General features: G+C 67.5%; 19 protein-coding genes. 8 read left to right on the top strand and 11 right to left on the bottom strand.

Annotation, left to right across the window (positions count from 1 at the left end; genetic code table 11):
* Positions 1–21 precede the first annotated feature (21 nt).
* A complete protein-coding gene (locus VUG52_RS03730) occupies positions 22–465 on the bottom strand; it encodes a TadE/TadG family type IV pilus assembly protein (protein WP_050703621.1) in 444 nt (147 codons plus the stop codon).
* Between the two features lie 75 nt (positions 466–540).
* Between VUG52_RS03730 and VUG52_RS03725 the strand changes: the two genes are divergently transcribed.
* Both VUG52_RS03725 and VUG52_RS03720 read left to right on the top strand, forming a co-directional pair.
* Entirely contained in the window at positions 541–1011 is a 471-nt protein-coding gene (locus tag VUG52_RS03725) for an A24 family peptidase (protein ID WP_028691368.1), read from the top strand.
* A gap of 113 nt (positions 1012–1124) precedes the next feature.
* Positions 1125–1907, top strand: a complete 783-nt coding sequence (locus VUG52_RS03720; RefSeq protein WP_189657100.1) for a response regulator transcription factor — start codon at positions 1125–1127, stop codon at positions 1905–1907.
* A gap of 138 nt (positions 1908–2045) precedes the next feature.
* Here VUG52_RS03720 and VUG52_RS03715 read toward each other — a convergent pair whose 3' ends face one another.
* Genes VUG52_RS03715 through cpaB form a run of 6 tightly spaced genes read right to left on the bottom strand, consistent with a single transcriptional unit; the run spans position 2046 to position 7409 of the window.
* Entirely contained in the window at positions 2046–2933 is an 888-nt protein-coding gene (locus VUG52_RS03715; protein ID WP_050703619.1) for a type II secretion system F family protein, read from the bottom strand.
* A gap of 2 nt (positions 2934–2935) precedes the next feature.
* On the bottom strand, positions 2936–3817 hold the full coding sequence (locus VUG52_RS03710; RefSeq protein ID WP_050703618.1) for a type II secretion system F family protein: 882 nt from the start codon (positions 3815–3817) through the stop codon (positions 2936–2938).
* Positions 3814–5070, bottom strand: coding sequence for a CpaF family protein (locus tag VUG52_RS03705; RefSeq protein WP_028691362.1), 1257 nt, complete (start codon positions 5068–5070; stop codon positions 3814–3816). The genes VUG52_RS03710 and VUG52_RS03705 overlap by 4 nt, the downstream gene beginning before the upstream one ends.
* The gene (locus VUG52_RS03700; RefSeq protein WP_050703617.1) at positions 5067–6257 is read right to left on the bottom strand and encodes a pilus assembly protein; all 1191 of its coding nucleotides are present in this window, start codon (positions 6255–6257) and stop codon (positions 5067–5069) included. Before VUG52_RS03700 ends, VUG52_RS03705 begins: the two co-directional genes overlap by 4 nt.
* Positions 6254–6442, bottom strand: a complete 189-nt coding sequence (locus VUG52_RS03695; RefSeq protein WP_156329575.1) for a hypothetical protein — start codon at positions 6440–6442, stop codon at positions 6254–6256. Before VUG52_RS03695 ends, VUG52_RS03700 begins: the two co-directional genes overlap by 4 nt.
* A 19-nt stretch (positions 6443–6461) precedes the next feature.
* A complete protein-coding gene (cpaB, locus tag VUG52_RS03690; RefSeq protein WP_050703616.1) occupies positions 6462–7409 on the bottom strand; it encodes a Flp pilus assembly protein CpaB in 948 nt (315 codons plus the stop codon).
* A gap of 289 nt (positions 7410–7698) precedes the next feature.
* On the opposite strand from cpaB, the gene VUG52_RS03685 reads away from it, so the two are divergent.
* Positions 7699–7881, top strand: coding sequence for a Flp family type IVb pilin (locus VUG52_RS03685; RefSeq protein ID WP_050703615.1), 183 nt, complete (start codon positions 7699–7701; stop codon positions 7879–7881).
* A 47-nt stretch (positions 7882–7928) separates the two neighbouring features.
* Entirely contained in the window at positions 7929–8336 is a 408-nt protein-coding gene (locus tag VUG52_RS03680) for a response regulator (protein WP_050703614.1), read from the top strand.
* Positions 8337–8463: 127 nt separating this feature from the next.
* Here the strand turns inward: VUG52_RS03680 and VUG52_RS03675 are convergent, their stop codons facing one another.
* A complete protein-coding gene (locus VUG52_RS03675; protein ID WP_331832452.1) occupies positions 8464–10134 on the bottom strand; it encodes a ShlB/FhaC/HecB family hemolysin secretion/activation protein in 1671 nt (556 codons plus the stop codon).
* A gap of 86 nt (positions 10135–10220) precedes the next feature.
* On the bottom strand, positions 10221–11768 hold the full coding sequence (locus tag VUG52_RS03670) for a collagen-like triple helix repeat-containing protein (RefSeq protein ID WP_331832450.1): 1548 nt from the start codon (positions 11766–11768) through the stop codon (positions 10221–10223).
* Between the two features lie 646 nt (positions 11769–12414).
* Between VUG52_RS03670 and VUG52_RS03665 the strand changes: the two genes are divergently transcribed.
* Together VUG52_RS03665 and VUG52_RS03660 are read left to right on the top strand one after the other, a co-directional pair.
* A complete protein-coding gene (locus VUG52_RS03665; RefSeq protein ID WP_050703611.1) occupies positions 12415–12657 on the top strand; it encodes a hypothetical protein in 243 nt (80 codons plus the stop codon).
* Positions 12658–12791: 134 nt separating this feature from the next.
* Positions 12792–13055 carry a DUF3077 domain-containing protein gene (locus VUG52_RS03660; protein WP_102685470.1) on the top strand — a complete coding sequence of 88 codons (264 nt, stop codon included), beginning with the start codon at positions 12792–12794 and terminating at the stop codon, positions 13053–13055.
* Between the two features lie 144 nt (positions 13056–13199).
* Here the strand turns inward: VUG52_RS03660 and pbpC are convergent, their stop codons facing one another.
* A complete protein-coding gene (gene pbpC, locus VUG52_RS03655; protein ID WP_331832447.1) occupies positions 13200–15548 on the bottom strand; it encodes a peptidoglycan glycosyltransferase PbpC in 2349 nt (782 codons plus the stop codon).
* 68 nt (positions 15549–15616) lie between these two features.
* On the opposite strand from pbpC, the gene VUG52_RS03650 reads away from it, so the two are divergent.
* Positions 15617–15910: a hypothetical protein gene (locus VUG52_RS03650; protein ID WP_186714973.1), complete on the top strand. Its 294-nt coding sequence runs from the start codon at positions 15617–15619 to the stop codon at positions 15908–15910.
* Between the two features lie 137 nt (positions 15911–16047).
* Here VUG52_RS03650 and VUG52_RS03645 read toward each other — a convergent pair whose 3' ends face one another.
* Positions 16048–20952 carry an alpha-2-macroglobulin gene (locus VUG52_RS03645; RefSeq protein WP_331832446.1) on the bottom strand — a complete coding sequence of 1635 codons (4905 nt, stop codon included), beginning with the start codon at positions 20950–20952 and terminating at the stop codon, positions 16048–16050.
* Positions 20953–21187: 235 nt separating this feature from the next.
* Here VUG52_RS03645 and VUG52_RS03640 point away from each other — a divergent pair, with 235 nt between their 5' ends.
* Complete coding sequence (locus VUG52_RS03640; RefSeq protein ID WP_331832445.1) at positions 21188–22525, top strand: MATE family efflux transporter; 1338 nt, start codon at positions 21188–21190, stop codon at positions 22523–22525.
* Positions 22526–22550 lie beyond the last annotated feature (25 nt).

The raw sequence follows: 22550 nt of genomic DNA, 5'->3' as shown, positions 1-22550 counted from the left end.
AGCGATCAAACAGGCCACCACTCACAGTTGCAGGCTCGCCTGGGCCTGTAACCGCGCGGGCAGCTTCGGTACGTCACCGACCACCGGCAGCACCAGCGTCGGCAGCACCTGCGTCAGGCGCGAGCGCGGGTAGTCGATCACCACCGTGAGCACCTTGTCCGCGCCAACGGTGACCCGGGTGTCGGTAAGCACACTGAACCCCAGCGCGCTGGGCATCCATGCCAACTGCTGGCCGATCACCTGGCGGGCCAGCCCCTGCACGTCCAGCTCGTAGGTCTGGCTGGTCGGGTCCACGGCCACGCAGCGGCGCACGGCCTCGCTGCTGGCCTGGTTGAACGACTGCAGCATCAGCATCGGCAAGGCGTAGCTGACCAGCCCATAGAACACCGCGAAAAACACCATGAATACCGCGACAAACTCGATGGCTGCCGCGCCTTTTTGCCGTCCCGCCGGGCCTGCTTTCATGATCGCGTCTACCCTGACTGTGAGACCTGTCTGAAAGCATAGAACCGTTCAACGAATAGGGATGGCAATTTGCCAATGCAAAGCATTGTTCTCCTGATGTGGCTTGCCTTGTGCACCGAACAAGATGTCCGTGAACGGCAAATCTCCAACGCCCTGACCCTCGGGGTCGCGGCGTGCGCCCTGGCCTGGCTGTTCGCCACCGGACGCAGCTGGATCGGCGCCGACGCCAGCGAAGCCGGCTGGGCCCTGGCCATCGTCATGCTGCTCACCCTGCCCGGCTATATGCTCGGCCGCTTCGGCGCCGGCGACGTCAAGCTGATGGGCGCCCTGGCCCTGGCCACCAGCCCGCAGTACGTGCTCGGCACCTTCATCGGCGCCGGGGTCACCGTGCTGGCCTGGATGTTCGGCCGACGGCGCCTGTGGACCCTGCTCAATCCCAAGGTGAAAAAGCGCTTGCAGGCGCTGGCCGAACAGGTCGGCGACAAGCAGCCCTTTGCTCCGTACGTGCTGGCCGGTTTCCTGCTGACGGCCGTCTGGATCCAATAACCGACCGCTGGGTCGCTTCCATGAGCTAGATGCATGTACATAATTGCAAAGTGCGACTACTTTTCTACCTGCCAGAGCCTCTGGCCCGGGAGCAGAGCCGATACAACAGGGAGTTGATCGTGAACAAATCTGTCAGTGAGGTGAAAGTGCTGGTGGTCGACGACCAGCCAGTGATCGTCGAAGAGTTGTGCGAGTTTCTCGAAAGCGAAGGCTACCGCTGCGTCCCCGCCCATTCCACCGGGCAGGCCATCGACTGCTACAAGGCCGACGAGACCATCGGCCTGATCCTCTGCGACCTGCACATGCCCGAGCGCGATGGCATCGAGCTGGTCCGCACCCTCAAGCAGATCGCCGGGCCGCAGCGCATGTTCGAGGCGATCATGCTGACCGGCCGCGCCGACAAGCAGGACGTGATCCGCGCCTTGCGCGAGGGCTTCGCCGACTACTACCAGAAACCCATGGACCTGGACGAACTGCTCGAGGGCGTGCGCCGCCAGGAAGCGGCGCTGCTCGAACGGCGCCGCAATTTCCGCGAGCTGGGCAGCCTCAACCAGCGCCTGCAGGAGCTGGCCGAGTCCATCGACGATCTCTACCAGGACCTGGAAAAAGCCCGGGGCCAGGGCACCCACCGCCGCGCCAGCGACGCCGAGGAGGGCGAGGCGGAGCTGCCCGCCGCCTTCGAGAAGCTGTCACCGCGCCAGCTTGAAGTGGCCCGGCTGGTGAGCAAGGGCAAGACCAACTACCAGATCGCCTGCGAGCTGGGCATCACCGAGAACACGGTGAAGCTGTACGTGTCACAGGTGCTGCGCCTGACCCACATGCACAACCGCACGCAGCTGGCGCTGGCGTTGACCCCGCGTTCGTCGCCGGTGCATCAGCGGTTTACCACGCATTGACCTTGTGCTTTGTAGGAGATCACACAGCCCCTACTGGCTACGCTGTCGCGCAGGAAGCAGGGTTCCAGCGTTGATGTCGAGATTGCGGGGCCGCTCTGCGGCCCATTCGCGGCACCAGGCCGCTCCTACACTGCATGTTCATGAACCCAAGGCCCGCGCCAGGGCGGAAAAACCTGGCCCGGCCAGGACGATCAGCAACGCCGGGAACAGGAACACCATCATCACCGCCGACATCTTCGCCGACATCTTCGACACCCGTTCCTGCAAGCCAGTCAGGCGCCGGTCGTCGAGCAGCTCCTTGAGCGCCAGCAGTGACTTCATCGAGCCACTGCCCTGCACCAGCAGTTGCTGGAGGATGACGCAGGTGTCGATCAGCTCGTCCACCGCCAGCAGGCGCGCGGTCTTTTCCAGCTCCGGGCCCAGGGCCAGGCCGGAATCGACCCGCTGCAGGACCAGGCGCAATTCGTCGCTGATGTTCGGCACCAGGCTACGGCCTTCATAGGCCAGCACCCGCAGGGCCTGCTCCACCGCCAGCCCGGTTTCGAAGAGGATGCGCAGCAGCGGGATCAGCAGGCTCACCTCCTGGGCGATCTGCCGCTGACGCCGCGCCGCCGCCAGCACCAGCAGGCGCTTGGGCAGCAGGTAGCCCGCGCCCATCGCGCAGAGCACCAGCACGCCCCAGTGCCCGCGGTTTTCCACGGGCAAGCCATGGGCCAGCAGCAGCGCCACGCTCACCGCCAGCAGCGGCAAGCCCAGCTGCACGGCGGCGAACAGCGCCCGTTGCCGGCTGCGCCGCCAGCCCAGGCGATCGAGCAGCGCCTGGGTCTCGCCATCCAGCCGTTGCAGGCGCCGCCCCAACGGGCTGCTGCCCAGCCACTGCAACCAGTCACCGAGCCGCTCGTCACGGGCCAATCGCCCCTGCAGACGCCGCGCCACCCGCTGCCCGGCCCGCCACTGCCGGGCGGCCTGCAAGGCCAGCAGCACGAACGCGGCGAACAGGAACAGCGCGCAGAGCAACATGGCCATGCTCACAGGCTCCTCATCATGCGCCACAACACCAGGCAGCCGACGGCCTGCAGGGCAAAGGCAAACAGCAGCATCAGCTGACCGCTGCGGTCGTGCCACATGGCCAGCAGGTAGGTGGGGTTGGCGAACAGGAAGTAGCCGACCATGGCCAGCGGCAGCGCGCCGAGGATCCACGCGGTGATGCGCGTCTCGCCGGTCATGGCGCGCAGTTGCCGGTCGCCCTGCTCGTGCTCGCGGATCAGCTTGATCAGGTTCTCCATCAGCTCGCTGGCATTGCCGCCGTGGCGCTGATTGATGCGCAGCCCCAGGGCGAACATGCGCAGTTCGGCCTGGCCATAGAGTTCGGCGAGTTCGTTGACCGCATCCTCCAGCGGCACGCCCAGTTGCACGTTGCGCCGCACCCGCAGCATCGCCGAGCGCAGCGGCTCGCGGGTGCTGTCGACGCCGCCGAGCACCGCCTCGTTCAGGGTGCGACCGGCCTTGAGGCTGCGCACGCTGTAGTCGAGCAGGCCGGGCAGTTGCTGGACGATCTGCAGCAGGCGCCGCCGGCAGCGCCAGGCCAGGTAGAGGTGACCGAGCAGCGGCAGGCCGAACAGCACCATCGACGCCGCCACCCAACCCGCAACCAGACCGGCGAGCAGGGTCAGCGCCAGCCAGGCGAACAGCCACGGCCTGGGGGAAAAGTCGGCATGGGCCAGGCCCGCCCGCTGCAGCAGCGGGTCGAGCCAGTCGCGCCGGGCTTTGCCGCTGCGCACGGCGCGGTAGGCCCGGCCCAGGCGTTCGAGGATGCGCTCCTCGCCGCGCTTGTACAGGCCCAGGCGCAACAGCAGCAGCGCCATGCCCAGGCACAAGGGTGACAGCGCCAGCAGCAGCGGGCCCATCACAGCACACCCTCGTGGCGCAGCTTGTTGCCGGCCGGGTTAGGCGCCTCGCGCAGGAAGCCGTCGCCGCTGCGCCGGTCGAGGCGGAACAAGGTGTTGGTGACATACACATCGTCACGCACGCCGACCACCTCCAGCACTTCGCTGACGCAGCGTCGGCCATCGGCCAGGCGGGTCAGCTGGATCACCACGTCCAGCGCCGCACAGATCATCTGCCGCAGGGTCTTCTCGGCCACCTGCCGACCGGTCAGGCCGACCAGGGTCTCCAGGCGCAGCAACGCGTCCTGGGCAGTGTTGGCATGCACCGTGCTCATCGAGCCGTCGTGGCCGGTGTTCATCGCGGTCATCACATCGAGCACCTCGGCGCCGCGGATCTCGCCGAGGATGATGCGGTCGGGGCGCATGCGCAGGGCGTTGCGAATCAGCTCGCTGGCCTTGATCTCGCCATGGCCCTCGGCATTCGGCGGGCGGGTTTCCAGGCGCACCACATGCGGGTGGTGCAGTTGCAGTTCGGCCACGTCCTCGATGGTCACCAGGCGCTCCTGGGGCGCGATCATCTGGCTGAGGATATTGAGCAAAGTGGTCTTGCCGGTGCCGGTGCCGCCGCTGACCAGAATGTTGCAGCGCCGGCCCACGGCGCGTTCGAGGAAGTCGTAGATCGGCTGGTCGATGGCCCGGGTGGCCAGCAAGTCGGCGCTCTTGAGCATGTCCTGGCGGAACTTGCGGATCGACAGGCAAGGCCCGTCCAGGGCCACCGGCGGGATGATCGCGTTGACCCGGCTGCCGTCGGGCATGCGCGCGTCGACCATCGGCGACGACTCGTCCAGGCGCCGCCCGAGGGGCGCGAGGATGCGCTGCATAACTCGTTCGACATGATGGGCGTCGATGAAGCGCAGGTCGGTCTGCTGCAGCAACCCCGCCCGCTCGACAAACACCCGGTATGGGCCGTTGACCAGGATCTCGGTAACGCTCGGGTCGCGCAGCAGCACCTCCAGCGGCCCATAGCCGGTCAGCTCGTCGACGATCTCCTCGGCCAGGCGCTCCATCTCGTAGCGCGACAACGCCAGGCGCAGGCGCGCCACATAGTCGCCCACCTGTTCCAGGACGAACTGCGCCAGCACCGGGCGCGCCCCCTCGAGCAGGTTGCGGCCGCTGTCCTCGATGGCGTCGATGACATGCCGGTGCAGGGCGCGCTTGAGCACCTGCGGATCGCTGGCCGCATGGCGCGGTCCGCCAAAGGGTTCTTCGTTGCTCATCGGTTGCCCCATAGCCGGTTGAGCCAGCCCTGGCCTGTCGGCGCCAGGTTTTCCGAACGCTGCGCCAGGCGTTCACCCAAGCCGCGCAAGGCCTGGGTCAGGCCTTCGCGTGGAGCCAGCTCGAACAGGCTCAGGCCCTGGTTCTTGGCGTTAAGGCGCACCTCCGGGCTGTAGGGCATGACCTTGAGCAAGGCCAGCCCGTAGCGTTTGGCCAGGGCATCTGCATCCGGCGCCACATGGCGCAGGTAGCGGTCCACCAGCAAACTGGCATGCTCCAGCTTGATGCCGCGGTCGCGCCACTGTTCGAGCACGTCCAGATTGCGCCGGCAGTCGAGGATGTTCTGGTCGGTGTAGACGATCAGCTTGTCGCAGTGGCTGACGATGGTGCGCAGGGCCTCGCTGTCGGCCTGGCCGGTGAGGTTCACGACGATGTGCTGGAAGTGCTGGCGCAAGGCGCCGAGCAGCATGTACAGCTCGGCGGCGCTGGACTGTTCCAGGGCCTCGTCGTTGTCGGCGTAGGCGAGGATGCGCAGGCCGCCCTTGTCGCGGGTGAAGGCGCTGTCGATCAGGGTCGTGTCGAGCCGGCGCAGATGGCGCAGTGCATCACCGAAATGGAACGAGGCCTCCAGCCCCAGCAGCGCCAGGCTGTCGCCCCGGGGCAGGCCGAGGTCGAGCAGCAGGGTCTGCTGGCCGCTGTCCTGCACCACCCGCGCCAGGTGCGTGGTGAGCAGCGCGCCGTCGGCGCCGCGCTGGGTGCCGAAGAGCACGGTCAGGCCGCCCAGGCTGGGGTTGCTGGTGACTGTCGGCAGGCGCTTGCCCAGGCGCCGCACCAGCCCTGCCACCTCGCTGGCCCGCGAACCGTAGGCGACGAAGTCGCGGGCGCCGGCGCGCATGGCGTGCAGCACCAGCTGGTTGTCCATGCCGTCGCCGAGGGCGACGATGGCCAGCATCGGCTTGGCTTCGAGCATGCCCTCGATCAGCGCGCACTGGCCGATCAGTTGCTCGCGGTCCAGGCCAATGAACACCAGGTTGCTGAAGGTCATGTCGACCAGCGCCAGCAGCTCGTCGAGGTTCGGGCTGCTGGCACCGATCACCTGCCCCAGCGGCGCCAGCGCGCCCTGCAGCCAGTGCAGGTCCTCGTCGGTGCGGGTCAAGGCCAGGTAGGTCTGGTTCAGGCTTTCGTTCATTGGGACAACCCGCCATGGACCCAGACGATGGTGAAGACGCTGTTGTCGAGGGGAATGCCGGGCGAGCCGATCAGGCTGTGCAACTGACCGAACGCCGTGCACCCCTTGGCCGCCGCCTGCGCCGTCGGCGCCAGCAGGGGCAGGGTCAATCCGCCTCGTGGAGTAACACGCAAAGAACTACGCATGGATCGCATCCTTGCCGGTTCAGGGAGACTTGTTGTTATCGCCGCTCTGGGCGCCGCGAATGATCTGCATCGTCGGCGCACCGGCTGCGGCGGCGACCGCCTGGCTGGCCAGGGGCACCTGGGACAGCTGACTGAAGCGATAGAGGTCGCGGTTGGCGCGCTGCAGCTGCGAGCTGGCATCCTGGCCGGACCAGTAGGCCGCCAGCAGGGGCTCGTCGGCGCTGCGCACCGCCAGGCGCAAAGTCCCGGCCTGGGCCGCCAGCATCAGACGGCTGGCCAAAGCTTCGGGCACGGCCAGGCTCACGGTGCGGGTGGTGTTGCTGTTCAGCGATTGCTGCTCGCGCCGGGCCTTCTGTTCTTCGGCCGTTTGCGCAGGGCGCCCGTCGTTGGCCAGCCCGGTCTGCTGGTCGACGCTGAGCACGCGCAAGGCCCGCAGCACCACCTGGGCGGAGGACTGCGGGTTGTTGTTCTCTTCACGCAGGAACAGCAGCACGTCGACGAAGTCTCCTGGGCGCAACTGCCCGGCGGCGGCGCTCACATCGTCGACGGCCACCGCCACGGCGCGCTCGTGGGGGCGGATCATCCGCGCCAGCGGGCCACCGGCCTGGAAGCTCGACTCGTCCAGCCAACTGCCTGCCGCCAAGGGACGGGAGCTGCGACGTCCGAGCACCTGGTCGAGTTGCTGGAAGGCGCCGGCGGGTACCACCTGCAGACGTTCGACCAGCACATCATCCTCGCTCAAGGGGGTGTTGGCCGGTACCGCCCTGCGCAGCACCACGATGGGTGAACGTGGCGGTTCGGGAGGAGCGACGGGGACCGGCGCGGCGGGAATCACCGCTTCACCGGAGGGGGGCAATGGCGCCGGCGCCGGTTCGGCCGGATGGCTCAAACGCAGGCCCCAGTAACCGGCGAGCAAGGCCGCGATCAGGAACAGGCCGGCGAGGATCATGGTCAGGCGACTGCTCATCTGCGCTCTCCCCTACGCCTGGGACCAATGATGGCAAAAGGTAACTATTTCGCTATTGGACGGTAGCTGAGCCGCAATCTTTCGCCATTACCTGTACCGCATTTTTAGAGCCATGAAATTGACGCGTCGGCAAAACAAAAACTTAGCACCGCCAATTACAACCAATACTTTTGGATTAATGCTTTCTTACATTTGCAGGTCGCCACAGCTTGGCGATGCTCTGATGGCAAAGGGGTATCACTTATCAAGCCCCGCCGACCGGCGCCCATCGAGCGCAAGGAGTAGTGCCATGCTGCTGCAACAGATCCTCATCCATGTGAAGACTTTCCTCCAGCGCAAGGACGGCGCCTCCGGTATCGAATACGCCGTGATCGCGGCCATGGTGGCGGTGGTGCTGGCCGGCTTCGTCACGCCGATCTCGACCGAGGTGTCGGCGATCATGACCACCATCCAGACCGCGATCACCCAGTGATCGCGCAGCACCTGCATGACGTGTAGTCCCACAGCCTGGAGCCGACCATGCCGACCTCTTCCTTGCGTCAACAGATCCTGCTGGTGGACGACGAGGAAGAGGCCCTGCTGGAGCTGGCCGAGCTGCTGGAGAACGAGGGTTTCTGTTGCCACACCGCCACCTCGGTGCGCGGCGCCCTGCAGCAGCTGACCCGCCACCCCGATGTCGCCCTGGTGATCACCGACCTGCGTATGCCCGAGGAGAGCGGCCTGGGCCTGGTGCAGCGCCTGCGCGACCACACCGCGCGCCAGCATTTGCCGGTGATCGTCATGTCCGGGCATGCCGACATGGACGATGTCAGCGACCTGCTGCGCTTGCAGGTGCTCGACCTGTTCCGCAAGCCGATCTATCACGCGCGCCTGCTCGAGACGCTGGAGAACCTGTTTCCCAAGCCGTTGATGCAGGCCGTTAAATAGCTGGAGCTACCCCCCTGTAGGAGCGGCCTTGTGCCGCGAAATGGCCGCAAAGCGGCCCCTCGATTTCGGCAGCGCCGCGACATTAGCTGGGGCCGCTACGCGTCCCTTTCGCGGCACAAGGCCGCTCCTACAATTGATAACTGAAACTCAGGTTCAGCCGTGGCCGCCGGTTGAAGCTGTCCAGGGCGATGTCCGACATCGGCTTGGCCACCTCGACAGCGATGTTGTAGTAGCGCATATCGCCAAACCGCAACCCCAGCGCCGCCGATGACATTTTCGTGTCCTTCACGTCCAGCTCGTTGAACCAGGCCCGCGCCGTGTCGAGCGCCACATACGGCTGCACGACCTTGAGCCATCCACCGTCGCGGTGGAAGCTGTAGTTGACCTCGTAGGCCAGCCCCCAGCCTTTGTCGCCCGAGCCCTGGTCACTGGGGTAACCGCGCCCGAAGTTCTGCCCGCCGAACACCGCCCGCTCACTGTCGGGCAGGCTGTCATTGCTCCAGTAGGCTGCCGCCGAGGCCACGCCCTGCCAGTTGTCGGTGAAGTTGTCGCTCTGCACGCCCGATACCCTCAGGCGCAGAAAGTCCAGGTCGTAATCGGCATTGGTGTTCGCCCCCAGCCGATCGAGCCCCTGGTAGACCCCGGCACTGAGGATGCGCAGTCGCCCCGCCTCGGCCTTGCGCCAGTCGCCTTCGAAGGACAGCGCGCGAATGTCGGTCTCGCTGTCCAGCCGCAACGGAAAGCCCACCACCTGGTAGTCGATTTGGTCGTTGACCACATAGAAGCGCCCGACCACCTCCAGCCATTCGCTGGGCGAGGCGATCAACGACTGGCTGATGCCCACCGAGTAGCGTTCATTCTCGCGGTGCTGGGTCAGGTCGATGCCATTGTCCAGGCGGATGCGCGCCTTGGGGTCGCTGCGATAGCGCGAGGCTGACAGCAACAGCTTCGAACCCTCGGCATCGAGGAACTGGCTGTAGTCGAGGCGGTAGTAATGCTCCTTGTCCTCGCCGGGCGGCACCAGCACGCTGGCGCTCAGCTGCTCGGCAAAACGGGTCTGCGCGTTGCTGCTGGCACCGAGTAGCGCCTGCAGGTCGTCGCGGCTGCCGTCGTTGAGGCTCAGGGTGGTGGTAAACGGTTTGCGCGAGACCTGGGCCAGCAGCCGGGTCGCGCCATCGGTGGTGGCCGGGGGCGGCACCTGGGCCTGGAAGGTCACTCCGGGGATACGCCCGGCCAGGCTGGTATAGCGCTCGAAGCTTTCGCGGGTCAGCGGGCGCTCGGCCTTGAGGCGCTCCATCAGCTGGTCCAGGTAAGCCCGCGCCGCGCCGATATCGCCCTCGACCTGATAGTCGTGGATATAGCCCTCCACCAGCACCACCCGCACCCGGCCATCGACGAAGTCCTGGGGCGGCAGGTAGGCATACGACAGCAGGTAGCCGTCCTGCTGGTAGCGCTGGGTCAGGCGGCGGGTGACCTCGATCAGCTCGGCGAGGGTCACCTCGCTACCGATCAGCGGCTGGTAGTGCTCGCGCAGGTCGCTCAGGGGGTAGACGGTACCGCCCTCGAAGCGCACCTTGCGCACCGCCACCCGCGTGCTCATCAGCAACGGCGATTGCCGTGCGTTGTCCACGGTGGGTATGCGCAGGCCGGCGGGGCCGGGACGATAGGCGTCCACCGGGAGGTTCGGCGTGGGCAGGCGGCGCTCGGTCTCGTTGCTGTTGAGGAAACTCGGCAAGGGCTCGGCCCGGGCCAGGCTGGCCACGGACAGCGCCAGTATCGTCACCAGCCATCGGCGCATTCGGACACTCCATGATCCACGGGTGGCAGGGTGACCGACCGGCGCGCGCCGGTCGGTCTCGCTCACCTTGAGCGTAGCCCGTCGCGTCAGCGCTGCCCGCCTGCCAGGGCGCCTGTCACCCCACTTAGCGCACCGCCGAGGCCACCGCCCTGCGTGCCGTTGGCATTGACCAAGGTGCCGGCCTGGTCGACCGTTGCGCCCACCGCCGTCACCGTCGCGCCCAGCTGGCTGACCGTCGGGTTGGCCGTGGCGCCGGTCAATTGCGTGCCGACGGTGCCCACCGCGCCACCGACCTGGTTCAGCAACCCGGCCACCGGTGCTCCCGCGCCTGTGCTGGCGCCGACCTGCTGGGTCACGCTGGACACACCGGCGACCACTGGATTGAGCCCGGAGCCCACCTGCTGAGTCAGCGCTGCGGCAGGGGTGCCTGCAGCTGTGTTGGTCACGCCGTTGCCGCCGAGCACCGGGCCCAGGCTGGCGACGCTGTTGCCCGCCTGCACCATGCTGCCGCCGATACCACTTATGGTCGGGCTGCCAATACTCGCGGCCAGGCCGCTACCGGCACCGGCCACTACGCCGCCAGCGGTTTCCAGCAGCCCAGTGCGCGGGCCGCCGGTAACAGGCGCCAGCCCGCTGGCGGTGCTCACGGAGGTGCCAGTGTTAGCGACCGCCTGCCCGAGCGTGGAGCCCAGTGGATTGCCCGTGCCAGCCAGTTGCAGGCCGGCCTGGTTCAAGGCGGTGCCGGTTTGATTCAACGTCTGGTTGAGCGGGCCGGCGAGCCCGGTCTGCCGGGTGACGTTGGCCGTGGTGTTTTCCACCAGCGAGACCACCGGCACCAGGGCATCGCTCGCGCCTTGGGTCGCCCCGGCCAGTGGGCCGCTGGTGCCAACCGGCGAGAGGGTGTTGCCAAGCATCGTCACGGCCTGGCCAACCCGGTCGACGCCCTGCCCGGCCCCGGCGACCAGCTGGTTGACCACCGGTACCTGCTCGACCGGCCCGTTGCTGGCCAGGCCGGTCACGCCCTGGCCAAGGCCAGAGACGCCCGTGCCCAGGTCGGCGGTGGCCGCGCCGACCACCCCGACCGTGGTGCCCACGGCATTGTTGCCGGTGCCCAGTTGCCCCAGGCCGTCGCTCAGGCCACTGCCGACACTGTTCACCGCGTTGCCGGTGGACGACACCAGTGTGCCCACGCCGCCAGTCAGCGAGGTGTCGCCGGCAATGGGCAGCGAGCCGATCACCTGGCCGAGGTTGCTCACGCCGTCGCCAACGCCGGAGACGGTGTTGCCCAACTGATCGACCACCTGGCCGGTGACCAGGGCGGTGGGCGTGGTGCCACCGCCGGTGCCGCCATCGCCGCCGCCGGGCGTGGTGCCGCCGCCGGAGCCGCCGCTGCCTCCACCCGTGCCTGCGCTGCCATCGCCCGGGGTGCTGCCACCACCACCGGTGCCTGCGCCACCGTCACCGGCCCCGCCGCCCGCGCCTCCAGCTCCCGCGCCTGCGCCCGTGCCGCCGTCGGCCGAGGAGCCGTCGACCTCGCTGTGATGCCCGCCACCGCCACTGCTGCAACCGGTAAGGCCCAGGGACATGACCATCGTCAGCGCCGTTGCGGCCTTGATCCACGCTTGAGTGTTCATGGGAAGACTCCCGCTGCTGGTTGTTGTGCTTGCTACCAGCAGTGAAAGCCGAGGGGGGCGGGACGGGTAGATTACAACTTGGTGTTAGTACCTGTGGGAGAGGGCTGGGGGTGGAGCATAAGCGTATGAATTTCAGTTAGTTTCGTTTGGTGGACAGCGCACAGTATCGAAAGAGCTAGTCATAAATCATTAGTACGGTTGGCCGACAGAATGCTGGGGCCGCTACGCGCCCCTTTCGCGGCACAAGGCCGCTCCTACAGGAATCGCGTTCTCCTTTGTAGGAGCGGCCTTGTGCCGCGAAAGGGCTGCAAAGCAGCCCCTGCGATTTCGAATAGATCGCCGATTTATAAGACTTTCCCCATTCCCTGTAGTCCATTTCCCAAACATACTCCCAAGCCCTTTCAAGCCATTGCGGTGGTCTGGGTTGGCCTCTAGTCTCGGACGGTCGCTGCACAATCAGCGACCGGCTTTGACAGGCCGCTCTGAACAAAACCGCATGGCGCTGTTTTATGGCGGCTGTGCGTGGGGCACCTCGTGTGCGCCGGTTTCTGGTCTTGTTCACCGGTCTGTCAACCCATGTACAGCTGCCACCTTCTTGTTTGACAGCAACCGGTGGTGGTCCTTATTCACGAACAGGACCTTGACCATGCTTAAGATCGTTCCAGATCCACCCCACAACCCCCACTCCCTCGAAGACACCCTCATCCAGGCCACCGAGTACGCCCTGTGCGCCTTGACCGTGGCCCATCACGCCATACAGCTCAAACCCAGGTCGCCGGCTGCCGTGTTGATGATGGCGTCGATGCATGAAATGGAGTCGCTGCGTGTGTTGCTCGAAGCGGCGTTGATCCAGGTACAGATGCCGGCGCAGGCGCCGACGTTGCATTAAGCCCAATCGCGGGGCAAGTCGCAGCGGCGAACCGCCGCTCCCACGCCAGCACTCAGTAGGCCTCGGCTGCGTGGGAGCGGGCTTGCCCCGCGATGGCGCCCGCACAGGCACCGATCCTTTCAGGGAGAAAAATCATGACCACAGACAACACCCCCACCACCGCCGGCAAGACCAAGTTCTACCAAGGCGAAGGCATGACCGACCCACTGTTCTGCATCGAGCCCGGCATCCCCTGCCAGCACGCCCGCGACCAGGCCTCGGAGCTGATGGGCTGCGTGCGCGACCTGACCATCACCGGGATCATGGAGGAAAAGCCCCAACTGCTCTGGGCCTCTTACTACCTGAGCGCACTGGCCAAGGCGCTGATGGATGATGCCGAACTCGGCATGAAGCACTGAGATTTGTGCAGTCAGTGCCGACCTCTTCGCGGGTAAACCCGCTCCCACAGTGGTCACCTGTGCCTCAAGGCCAGCGCAGTACCTGTGGGAGCGGTTTTACCCGCGAAGCAGGCGCCTCGGTGTTCGAGAGGATGCGAGCTCGACTCACTCACTGACCTGAAACGCCACCCGCGCCGTCTCGCCGCTTTCATCCAACGCACTCAACTCGATGCTGCCGGCCTGTTCGAAACGCACCGGCAGACTGTCCTGCCCCTGGGTCTCGCCCAGCGGCTGGCCATTGAGGAACCACCAGCGCCGCCCCGCACCGCCCAGGGCCGTCACCCGCAGTTGCAAAGGCTCGTGACTGGTAGCCGGGCGGCGCAGGTTGTCGCCGGCACGCACACCGACGATCGACAGCGGCGGCGCACTGGCCACCTGCTGTGGCGGGCAGGCCGGATCCACCGCGGGCAGCCGCGCCGCACGGCGCTCGGCCCGGGGCAGCCAGGGTTCCAGCGGGGCCGGCCACAAGGCGACATCGTGGGCCTTGGCCCCGGGGCACCCGGCATCGACGCGCAGTCCCTGGTCGTTGAGCCATACCGTCTCGCGCAAACCCAGCCCCAGAGGCTGGTCGGCCGCCAACAAGGTCGGCGGGGTGGTGCCGTCCAGGGTCCAGGCGAAACGCTGGCGACGGCAGTTGGAGTCCTGGCGGTTCATCGGCTGGCCCAGGGGCCAACAGATCGCCGCCACCCCCACCGACGCCGGCACCGGCTCGACCGGCACCTCGATGCCGCGCTGGCTGTCGCGATTGCTCAGCAAGTCGTGTACCTGCAGCATCAGCGGCGCCGCCGAGGCCAGGCCGAACTGGCCCGGCACCGGGGTGCCGTCGGGTCGGCCGATCCACACGCCGATCAGGTAACGCGGGCCCACGCCCACCGACCAGGCATCGCGAAAGCCGTAGCTGGTGCCGGTCTTCCAGGCCAGTTGCGGGCGCTGCACCAGTTCGGCATGGGGGTCGCGGTCCGGCCGGGCCAGGCCGCTGAGGATGCGCCGGGTGATCCAGGCCGAGCCCGGCGACAGCAGGCGGCGCTCCACCAGGGGATCCTGGGGTTGCAGGCGAATCTTCGCGCTGTTGCCGCCACGGCCGAACGCGGCATAGCCACCGACCAGGTCCTCCAGGCGGCTGCCCGCGCCACCGAGGATCAGCGACAGGTTCGGCTCGGCCAGCGGCGGCAGCACCAGCGGCATGCCGCCCATGCGCATCTGCGCGGCGAAGCGTTTCGGGCCGTAGGCCTCGAGCAACTGCACCGCCGGCAGGTTGAGCGACAGCGCCAGCGCCGAGCTGGCCGACACAGGGCCGCTGAAGCCCATGGAGAAGTTGCCGGGGCGGTAGTCGCCATAGCGCCGTGGCACATCCTGCAGCAGCGATTCGGAATGGATCAGGCCGTCGTCCATGGCCATGGCATAGAGGAACGGCTTGAGGGTCGAGCCGGGCGAGCGCAGGGCGTGGATCATGTCCACATGGCCGAAGCGGCGCTCGTCACTCAGGTCGATGGAACCGAGATAGGCGCGCACTGCCATGCTCTGGGTCTCGACCACCAGCAGCGCCGCCGAGGTGCGCTCGGGCAGACGCGCGCGCCAGCCCATCAGCAGGTCTTCGAGGCGGCGCTGCAGGGCGGCGTCGATAGTGGTACGGATCAGCGGCGGGCTGTCCGGCGTGTTCAGGCGCCGGGCCAGCAAGGGCGCCAGTGCCGGCTCCTGGCGCGGCGCCAGCAACAGCGGCTCTTCGCGGGCCTCGTCGATGCGCTGGGCCGGCCACACCTGGTACTCGGCCAGGCGCTGCAGCACCTTGTCCCGGGCGCGCTGGGCACGTTCGGGATGGCGGTCCGGGCGCAGACGGCTCGGCGCTTGGGGCAGGACGGCGAGCAGCGCGGCCTCGGCGGGGGTCAGGTGCTTCGGCGACTTGCCCAGGTAGGCCCAGCTGGCCGCGGCCACGCCCTGCAAGGTGCCGCCGAACGGCGCCCGGTTGAGGTACAGCTGCAGGATCTCGGCCTTGGACAGGTGCCATTCCAGCTGCGCCGTACGCCACAGCTGGCGCAGCTTGCCGGCCAGGGTGCGGTCGTGCGGGTCGAGCAGGCGCGCCACCTGCATCGACAGGGTACTGCCGCCGGACACCACCCGCCCACCGCGCAGGTTGAGCCAGGCCGCCCGGGCCAGGGCCATGGGGTTGACCCCTGGGTGGTGATAGAACCAGCGATCCTCGTAGGCGAGCAAGGCTTCGAGGTACAGCGGCGAGACCTCGTCCGGGCCGACCGGGTAGCGCCACACACCGTCGGCGTCGGCGAAACGCCACAGCGGCGTGCCGTCCTCGGCCAGCACCACCCGCGCCAGGTCGTCGCCCGGCATGGGCAAGGGCCAGATGCGGTCGGCCAGCCACAGCAGGGCGATGGCCGCCAGCAGGGTGACGGCGCCACGCCGCAGCAGCTTGAGCAGACCTGGGCGCGCTAAGCTTGGCATCGGGAACCGACCGGGCCAGATGATGGCCAAAGGCTGGGAATCGCCGATTCGTTGATCAGGAAGCGACTATGCATGTAGAAGGTTTTTTCGAGTGGCTGGGCCAGGTACTGGGTTCGGTGATCCGTTTCATCGTCGACGGCCTGGGCGGGTTGTTCAACCTGCTGGCCAACGCCGGTGGCAATTTCATCGACGGCCTGGCGCGCACGCTGGGCATGGACACCTCGCTGGTCAGCATCCTGGCGCTCGTCGTTGGCCTGATGCTGCTGTACTCGGCGGTGCGCGCGTTCATGCGGGCGTCGATCATCCTCGGGATCATCTGGGCGTTGCTGGGGTTGTGGGTGTTGAGTTGGGTGGTGCATTGAAAACCCTGTAGGAGCGGCCTTGTGCCGCGAAAGGGCTGCGTAGCAGCCCCGGCGATTCTCGCGTTGACGTCGAGATCGGGGGGCCGCTGCGCGACCCTTTCGCGGCACAAGGCCGCTCCTACATCGGGCGTGTGGACTCAGCGGGCGCGTACCACCATCTCCCCCTGGCTGTCGCCGATCGCCTGCAGGTTCGGCCGGTACATCGACTCCACCTGCGGCGGCGGGATGCGGTAGCTGCCCGGGGTCACGGCACGTGCCAGGTACAGCAGGTGGGTGGTGCCGTAGCTGTCGAGCTTGAGCGCGGCCACGTAGCGGTCGTCACGGTACTCCTGGTGCACCACGCTGGCGTTCTGCATCGACTCGCGCCACTGCTTCACCGCGCTGCTGGCGTTGTCCAGGCTGGCAGCGCTCTGCGCCAGGTTCTGGTTTTCCAGCTCCAGGCCCGCCGGCAGCAGGTCGACCACCAGGGCGTCCGGCACCTGGTCCTGGGCCTTGAGCGCCAGGTGCACCAGCACCAGGTCGCCGCTGCGCAGGTTACGCACATCCAGCGCCTGGCCGTTCATGCCCAGGTACTCACGGCGGATCTCCATGCCGTTGCCGCTGGCGGCCGGGGCCTGGCGCGGATAGCCGGACAGGGTCAGCTGCTGGTACAGGGTGTCGCCGCCCTGGTTCTGCACGGTCAGCGGCGAGGCCAGCAGCGGGCCTTCGAGCTTCATGCCCGAGTCGTTGTTATCGAACTCGCGCACTTCACCGGCGCTGTCCAGGCGGGCTTTCCAGTTGCCTTCCGGCTTGCCCAGCAGGCCACGGCCGGCGAGGAACAGCGCATTGCGCTCCTGGGTGGACAGCCAGCGGTTGGCGGCCAGCTCGTCGGACAGGCCGAACAGACGCTGGTCAACCTGGTTGCCGGCGAGGTTGTTCTCCTGCAGCAGGGCAAGGATCAGCGCCTGGTCACGCAGGGCGCTGCCGTAGTCGGCCATCCAGCCCTTGCCGCGGGTCACGGCCAGGCCTGCCTGCAATGCCTGCTGCGAACGCTGCTTGTCGCCCATCTTGTCCAGCGCCACCGCCAGCTGCACCAGCGGCAGGCCGGAGCGGGCGTCGGCGCGGCGCTCGAACAGGCTGCGCAGGGCGCCCAACGGCGCCTGCTGGCTGCGCGCCAGCACCAGGCCGGCGTAGGCCTGCACGGCGAAGCGGGTGTGGTCGGCGTTCTGGCTGTAGTCGACTTCGATCAGGTTGCGCTCCTGCACATACCGCAGCAGGCGCTCGCTGGCCTTCTTCAGCACTTCGGCCGGTACGCCGTAGCCTTGCTCGCGAGCACGCAGCAGGAAGTCGGTGACGTAGGCGGTCAGCCAGTACTCTTCCTCGCTGTCCGAGCTCCACAGGCCGAAGCTGCCGTTGTAGCGCTGCATGCCTAGCAGGTGCTCGATGCCCATCTCGATCTTGCGCTTGCGCACATCGGCCGGCTCGCCCTTGATGCCCAGGCGCTTGAGGCTGTCGGCATCGGCGTACAGCGACGGGTACAGGCCACTGGTGGTCTGCTCCAGGCAGCCGTAGGGGTAGGCTTCCAGGGCGCGGATCTGCTCGGCCAGGTTCAGCGGCGGGCGGCTCGACAGCGCCAGGCTCGCTTCAAGGCCCGCGGGTTCGAACTCGGCCAGGTCGCTCTCCGGCAGGCTCCAGGGTTGGTCCTTGAGGGCCACGCGGTAGTGCTTGAGCATCGCCGGGTAGGCCGGGCGCACGCCCAGGGTCCACTCGCGCTCGAAGGTGTTGGCTGGCTCGCCCGGCAGTTGCAGGCCATTGACCTGCACCCGCACCTTGCCCTGGCCCAGGCCGCCCTGGGCCTGCACCGGAATCATCAGCGTGGTGCGCTGGCCTTCGGCCAGGCTGAAGTTCTGCTGGGCACCGCCGACCAGGCTCAACTGCCCTTCGGCGCTCAGTTGCACGCTCAGTTGCTGGGCACGGCCGGACAGGTTGGCCAGGTCCAGCGCCAGGCTGGTACGGTCGCCACCCGCCAGGAAGCGCGGCGCGGACAGCTCGGCGATCAGCGGCGCGGCGACCACGGTCTTGCCTTCGGCCATGCCGAAGTGTTCCTCGGTCCAGGCCTGGGCCATCAGGCGCAGTTCACCGTTGAAGTCGGGGATCTCGACGGTGGCCTGGCCTTCGCCCTTCTCGTCGAGGGTCACCGGCAGGCTCTGCTGGGCAACGATGGTCACCGTGGTATTCGGGCGCTTGCCGCCCTTGGCCATGGCGGCGTCACCACCGAAGGCGAGACTGGCCAGGCGGCCCTGGCCGGCCTCGATCAGCTGACCGTAGATGTCGAGCTGGTCGGCACCATAGGCCTTGCGGCCGAACAGGCTGGCGAACGGGTCGGGGGTCTTGAAATCGGTGATATTGAGGATGCCCACATCTACTGCGGACAGCAGCACATGCACCTGCTTCGGCACGCTGCCGTCGGCGTTGACCGCCTTGAACTTCACGGTCAGCGGCTGCTTGGGCCGCATCTTCTCAGGCGCCTGCAACGACACGGCCAGCTTGCGCTCGGCGCGGTCCAGCGGCAGGTGCAGCACGCCCACGGCGCGTTTCGGCGTGGCGTTGGCCTTGCGCTCACCTGGGCGGATCACCAGGGCGCTGATGTATAGGTCGTGGCGCGCCCACTTCTTGTCCAGCTCGACATCGAAGGTCTTGCCCTCGGCGGGTACGTCGATCTCCTGCCACCACAGCGGACCATCGGCGGATTCGATCATCAGGTAGCCGCTGCCGGCGGCTGGCGGGGTGACGGTGACCTTGGCGGTACCGCCGTCCTTGTAGGCAGGCTTGTCCAGGGCGATCTTGACCTGGTCGGGGCGCACGGCGCCACCTTCGGCGTTGTCCTGGGCGCGGTAGCCGGCCCAGAAGCGTGCGCTGGAGACCAGGCCGGTCTGCGGGTCTTCCACCTCGACGCGGTACGGGCCCCACTCCACCTGGAAGTTCAGCTTGGCGGTGGAGCCGGCCTTCACGCTGACGGTCTCCTCGGCCTGGGTGAGGAATTTTTCGTTGTAGTTGTAGCTCCAGCCGTCGCTCTGCGAGTAGTTCCAGTAGTAGTCGCGGCGCTCGCGGATCAGGCGCACCTTCAGGTTGTCGGCGGCGAGTTTCTTGCCGTTGCGATCGGCCACCAGGAACTCGAATTCCACCGGGCCGTCGCCGTCGGTCTCTTCGCCGTCGAACAGGCCGCGCAGGCCCGGCAGGCGGTCGGCGGGCCAGATCGGCTGCTCCAGGCGCCGGGTGATCGGCCGGCCGCCGGACTCCTGCAGGCTGGCCTGCACGGTCAGTTGCAGCGGCGAGCGGGCTTCGGCCCAGCGGCTTTCGATATCGATGCGGGCCTTGCCGTTCTGGTCGAGGGTGACTTCGTCCAGTTCCAGGTCCTGGTTCAGGTCGGTCTCGGTGACCGCGCCGAACTGGTAGCCCGGCAGCGCCTTCACCGCTTCGCGCAGCGGGCGCACGTAGGCCTGGCCGCTGAGACGATTGCCGGCGGCCGGCGCGCCGTAGAGGTAACGGCCATTGACCTGGATGGTGGCGGTCTCATCCGGCGCCAGCGGCGTGCTGCTGCCCTTGAGCTCCAGCGCCAGGCGCTCGGGGAGGAAGTCCTCGACGAGGAACTCGTAGACCTGCTTGCGGCCACCGCCCAGGTCCAGCAGCAGTTGCCAGCGGCCGGTCGGGGCCTCGGTGGCCAGTTGCAGCTGGTACTGGAACAGGCCGTTCTTGTCGGCCTCCCAGACGAACTTGCGGCTGACCTGTTCGTCCGGGCGGCGCACTTCCACGCTCACCGGCTGGGCCTTGACCGGCTTGCCGTCCTGGTCGCGCAGCAGGCCGTTGAGCAGCACGGTCTCGCCCGGGCGATAGAGGTCGCGTGGGCCGAAGATAAAGAACTGCAGCGGGTTGGCCTGGGGCCCGGTGATGTCGAACTCGGCCAGGTCCAGGGCGGCGGTGTTCAGGCGCAACAGGGTGGTGTGCACGCCCTGGGTGGCGATCAGGGTATCGGCCTTGGCGGTGATCGGCAGCTGGGCATGGCCATCGCCGTCGGTCTTGGCCTGGGCCAGCAGCTTGCCCTTGTCGTCGTGCAGCTCGAGGGTGACGTCCTTGAGCGCCTTGCCGCCTTCCAGGGCCTGGGCGAACACGTCCAGGCGGTCGCGGTAGCGGTGGGCGGAGACGCCGATGTCGCTCAGGGTGAACAGGGTCGCTGGCTGCGAATAGTCATAGGTACCCGAGGCGCGCATCACTGCCAGGTACACACCCGGCTCCTGCAGCGGTTTGATCCCGGCGATCGGCAGCAGCACGGTCTCGCGGGTGTTGCGCGCGGGGTTGAGGTCGAAGCGGCCGCTGTAGACCAGCTCGGCCATCTCCAGGGTTTCCTTGGACTGGTAGTAGTACAGGCTGGAGTTGCGGCCCCAGTTGACCAGGAAGCTGGAGAGCATGTCCGGCTTGATGCGGAAGAACTCGACATCGACCTTGTCGACGTTCAGGGCGATCACCGGCAGGCCTTCGGCCAGGCGCGTGGGCAGCAGTGAACCGCGGCTGGCGAAGCCCACGGTGGGCTGCATGTCGCGGGTCTCGAAGCGCCTGACCGATTCGGCCTCAAGCGCGTTGCCGTTGACCGAGAGCAAGCCCTTGTCGATGGTCAGGACCATCTTGCGCTGCGGTTCCAGGTGGCGCAGGCGCAGCTCCATCTGGTTGTCGGAGAGTTCCCAGGCACCGTCGACCTTGCCCTTGACGGTGTCGACCAGGTGCAGCTTGGCGGCGAAGTCCTGGTTGGCATCCAGCGGCGCGGAGACGCTGACCGACAGGGTGCTGGCGCCGTCGAGCTGGACTTCCGAGACGTCCAGCACGGTCAGCTCGCGGCCGGCGTAGCGCTTGGCGAGCACTGCCGGGTCTTCGCGCTTGGCCGCCTTGGTTTCGGCGGGCGCGACGGCGGTGGCGGCATCGGCAGGCGCCGATGGCTTGTCCGGCGTGGAGGAATCACAAGCACTGAGCAGGGCCAGCGCGCAGGCCAGCAACAATCCTTTGTTGAGCATTTGAGAGAGAACTCTTCGGCAGCGTGTACGTGAGGGGGGCAACTATAGCGCAACGGTGCGGGGCTTACCTGGCGATGCGCGGCAAGTGAGACCCTGTTCGCGCCGATTGGTTGCCGGGCCGGTACAATCCGTTCGGCAATCGCGGGGCAAGCCCGCTCCCACGTGATGAAGTGCACTTGCGTGGGAGCGGGCTTGCCCCGCGATTGCCCAATTTGCATCCCCCGCTGGAGCCCGCATGTCTTCACTGTCCACCGCCTGGCGCGACCGCCCCACCCACCACAAGGTCTGGGCCCTGGCCGCGCCGATGATCCTGTCCAACATCTCGGTGCCGCTGGTGGCGCTGGTCGACAGCACGGTGATCGGCCACCTGCCCCACGCCCACCAGCTGGGCGCGGTGGCGGTGGGCGCCACCCTGTTCACCTTCATGGTCGGGCTGATGGGCTTCCTGCGCATGGGCTCCACCGGCTTCGCCGCCCAGGCCGCCGGCCGCGCCGACGGCGCCGCGCTGCGTCAGGTGCTGGTGCAGGGGCTGCTGCTGGCGCTGGCCTTCGCCCTGCTGATCGGCCTGCTCGCCCTGCCCTTCAGCCAGCTGGCGCTGCACGCGATGCAGCCCAGCGAGGCGCTGCATGCCTCCACCGAGGCGTTCTTCCACACCCGCCTGCTCGGCCTGCCGGCGGCGCTGGCCAGCTACGCCCTGGTCGGCTGGTTCCTCGGCACGCAGAACGCCCGGGCGCCGCTGGCGATCCTGCTGACCACCAACCTGCTGAACATCGCCCTGAACCTGTGGTTCGTGCTCGGCCTGGACTGGGGCGTGGTCGGCTCGGCACGGGCCTCGGTGATCGCCGAGTGGTGCGCCGCCCTGCTCGGCCTGGCCCTCACCCGCCCGGCGCTGCGCGCCTACCCCGGGCACATTGCCTGGGCCGCATTGAAGCGCTGGCAGGCCTGGCGGCCGTTGCTGGCGGTGAACCGCGATATCTTTTTGCGCAGCCTGGCGCTGCAGCTGGTGTTCCTGCTGCTGACCGTGCAGGGCGCACGACTGGGCGAAGCCACGGTGGCAGCCAATGCCCTGCTGCTCAACGGGCTGATGCTCACCGCCTACGCCCTCGATGGCCTGGCCCATGCGGTCGAGGCGCTGTGTGGGCATGCCATTGGCGCCCGTGATCGTGGTGCCCTGAAGCGGGCGCTGGTGGTGGCCTGCGGGTGGTCGTTGATCGTCAGCCTGGGGTTTGCGGTGCTGTTCCTGCTGGGTGGCCATCTGTTCATCGACCTGCAGACCGATATCGCCAGTGTGCGCGAGGCGGCGTATCCGTACTTGCCTTATCTGGCGGTGCTGCCGTTGGTGGCGGTGTGGAGCTATCTGCTCGATGGGCTGTTCATCGGCGCCACGCGGGCGCGGGAGATGCGCAATGCGATGCTGGTGTCGGTGGCGATCGCGTTGCCTGTGGCGGTTGTCATGCGAGTGTTCGGCAACCATGGATTGTGGCTGGCGTTTCTGGGGTTCATGGCGTTGCGGGCGGGGACGCTGGGGTGGGTGGGGTGGCGGTTGCAGGAAAAGGGGCGTTGGATTCAGTGACGTTGGGGCCGCTTTGCGGCCCTTT

This window comes from Pseudomonas sp. LH21 (genome assembly GCF_036549575.1).
Lineage (GTDB): Bacteria > Pseudomonadota > Gammaproteobacteria > Pseudomonadales > Pseudomonadaceae > Aquipseudomonas > Aquipseudomonas peradeniyensis.
This window is presented reverse-complemented; position numbering and strand designations above follow the sequence as displayed.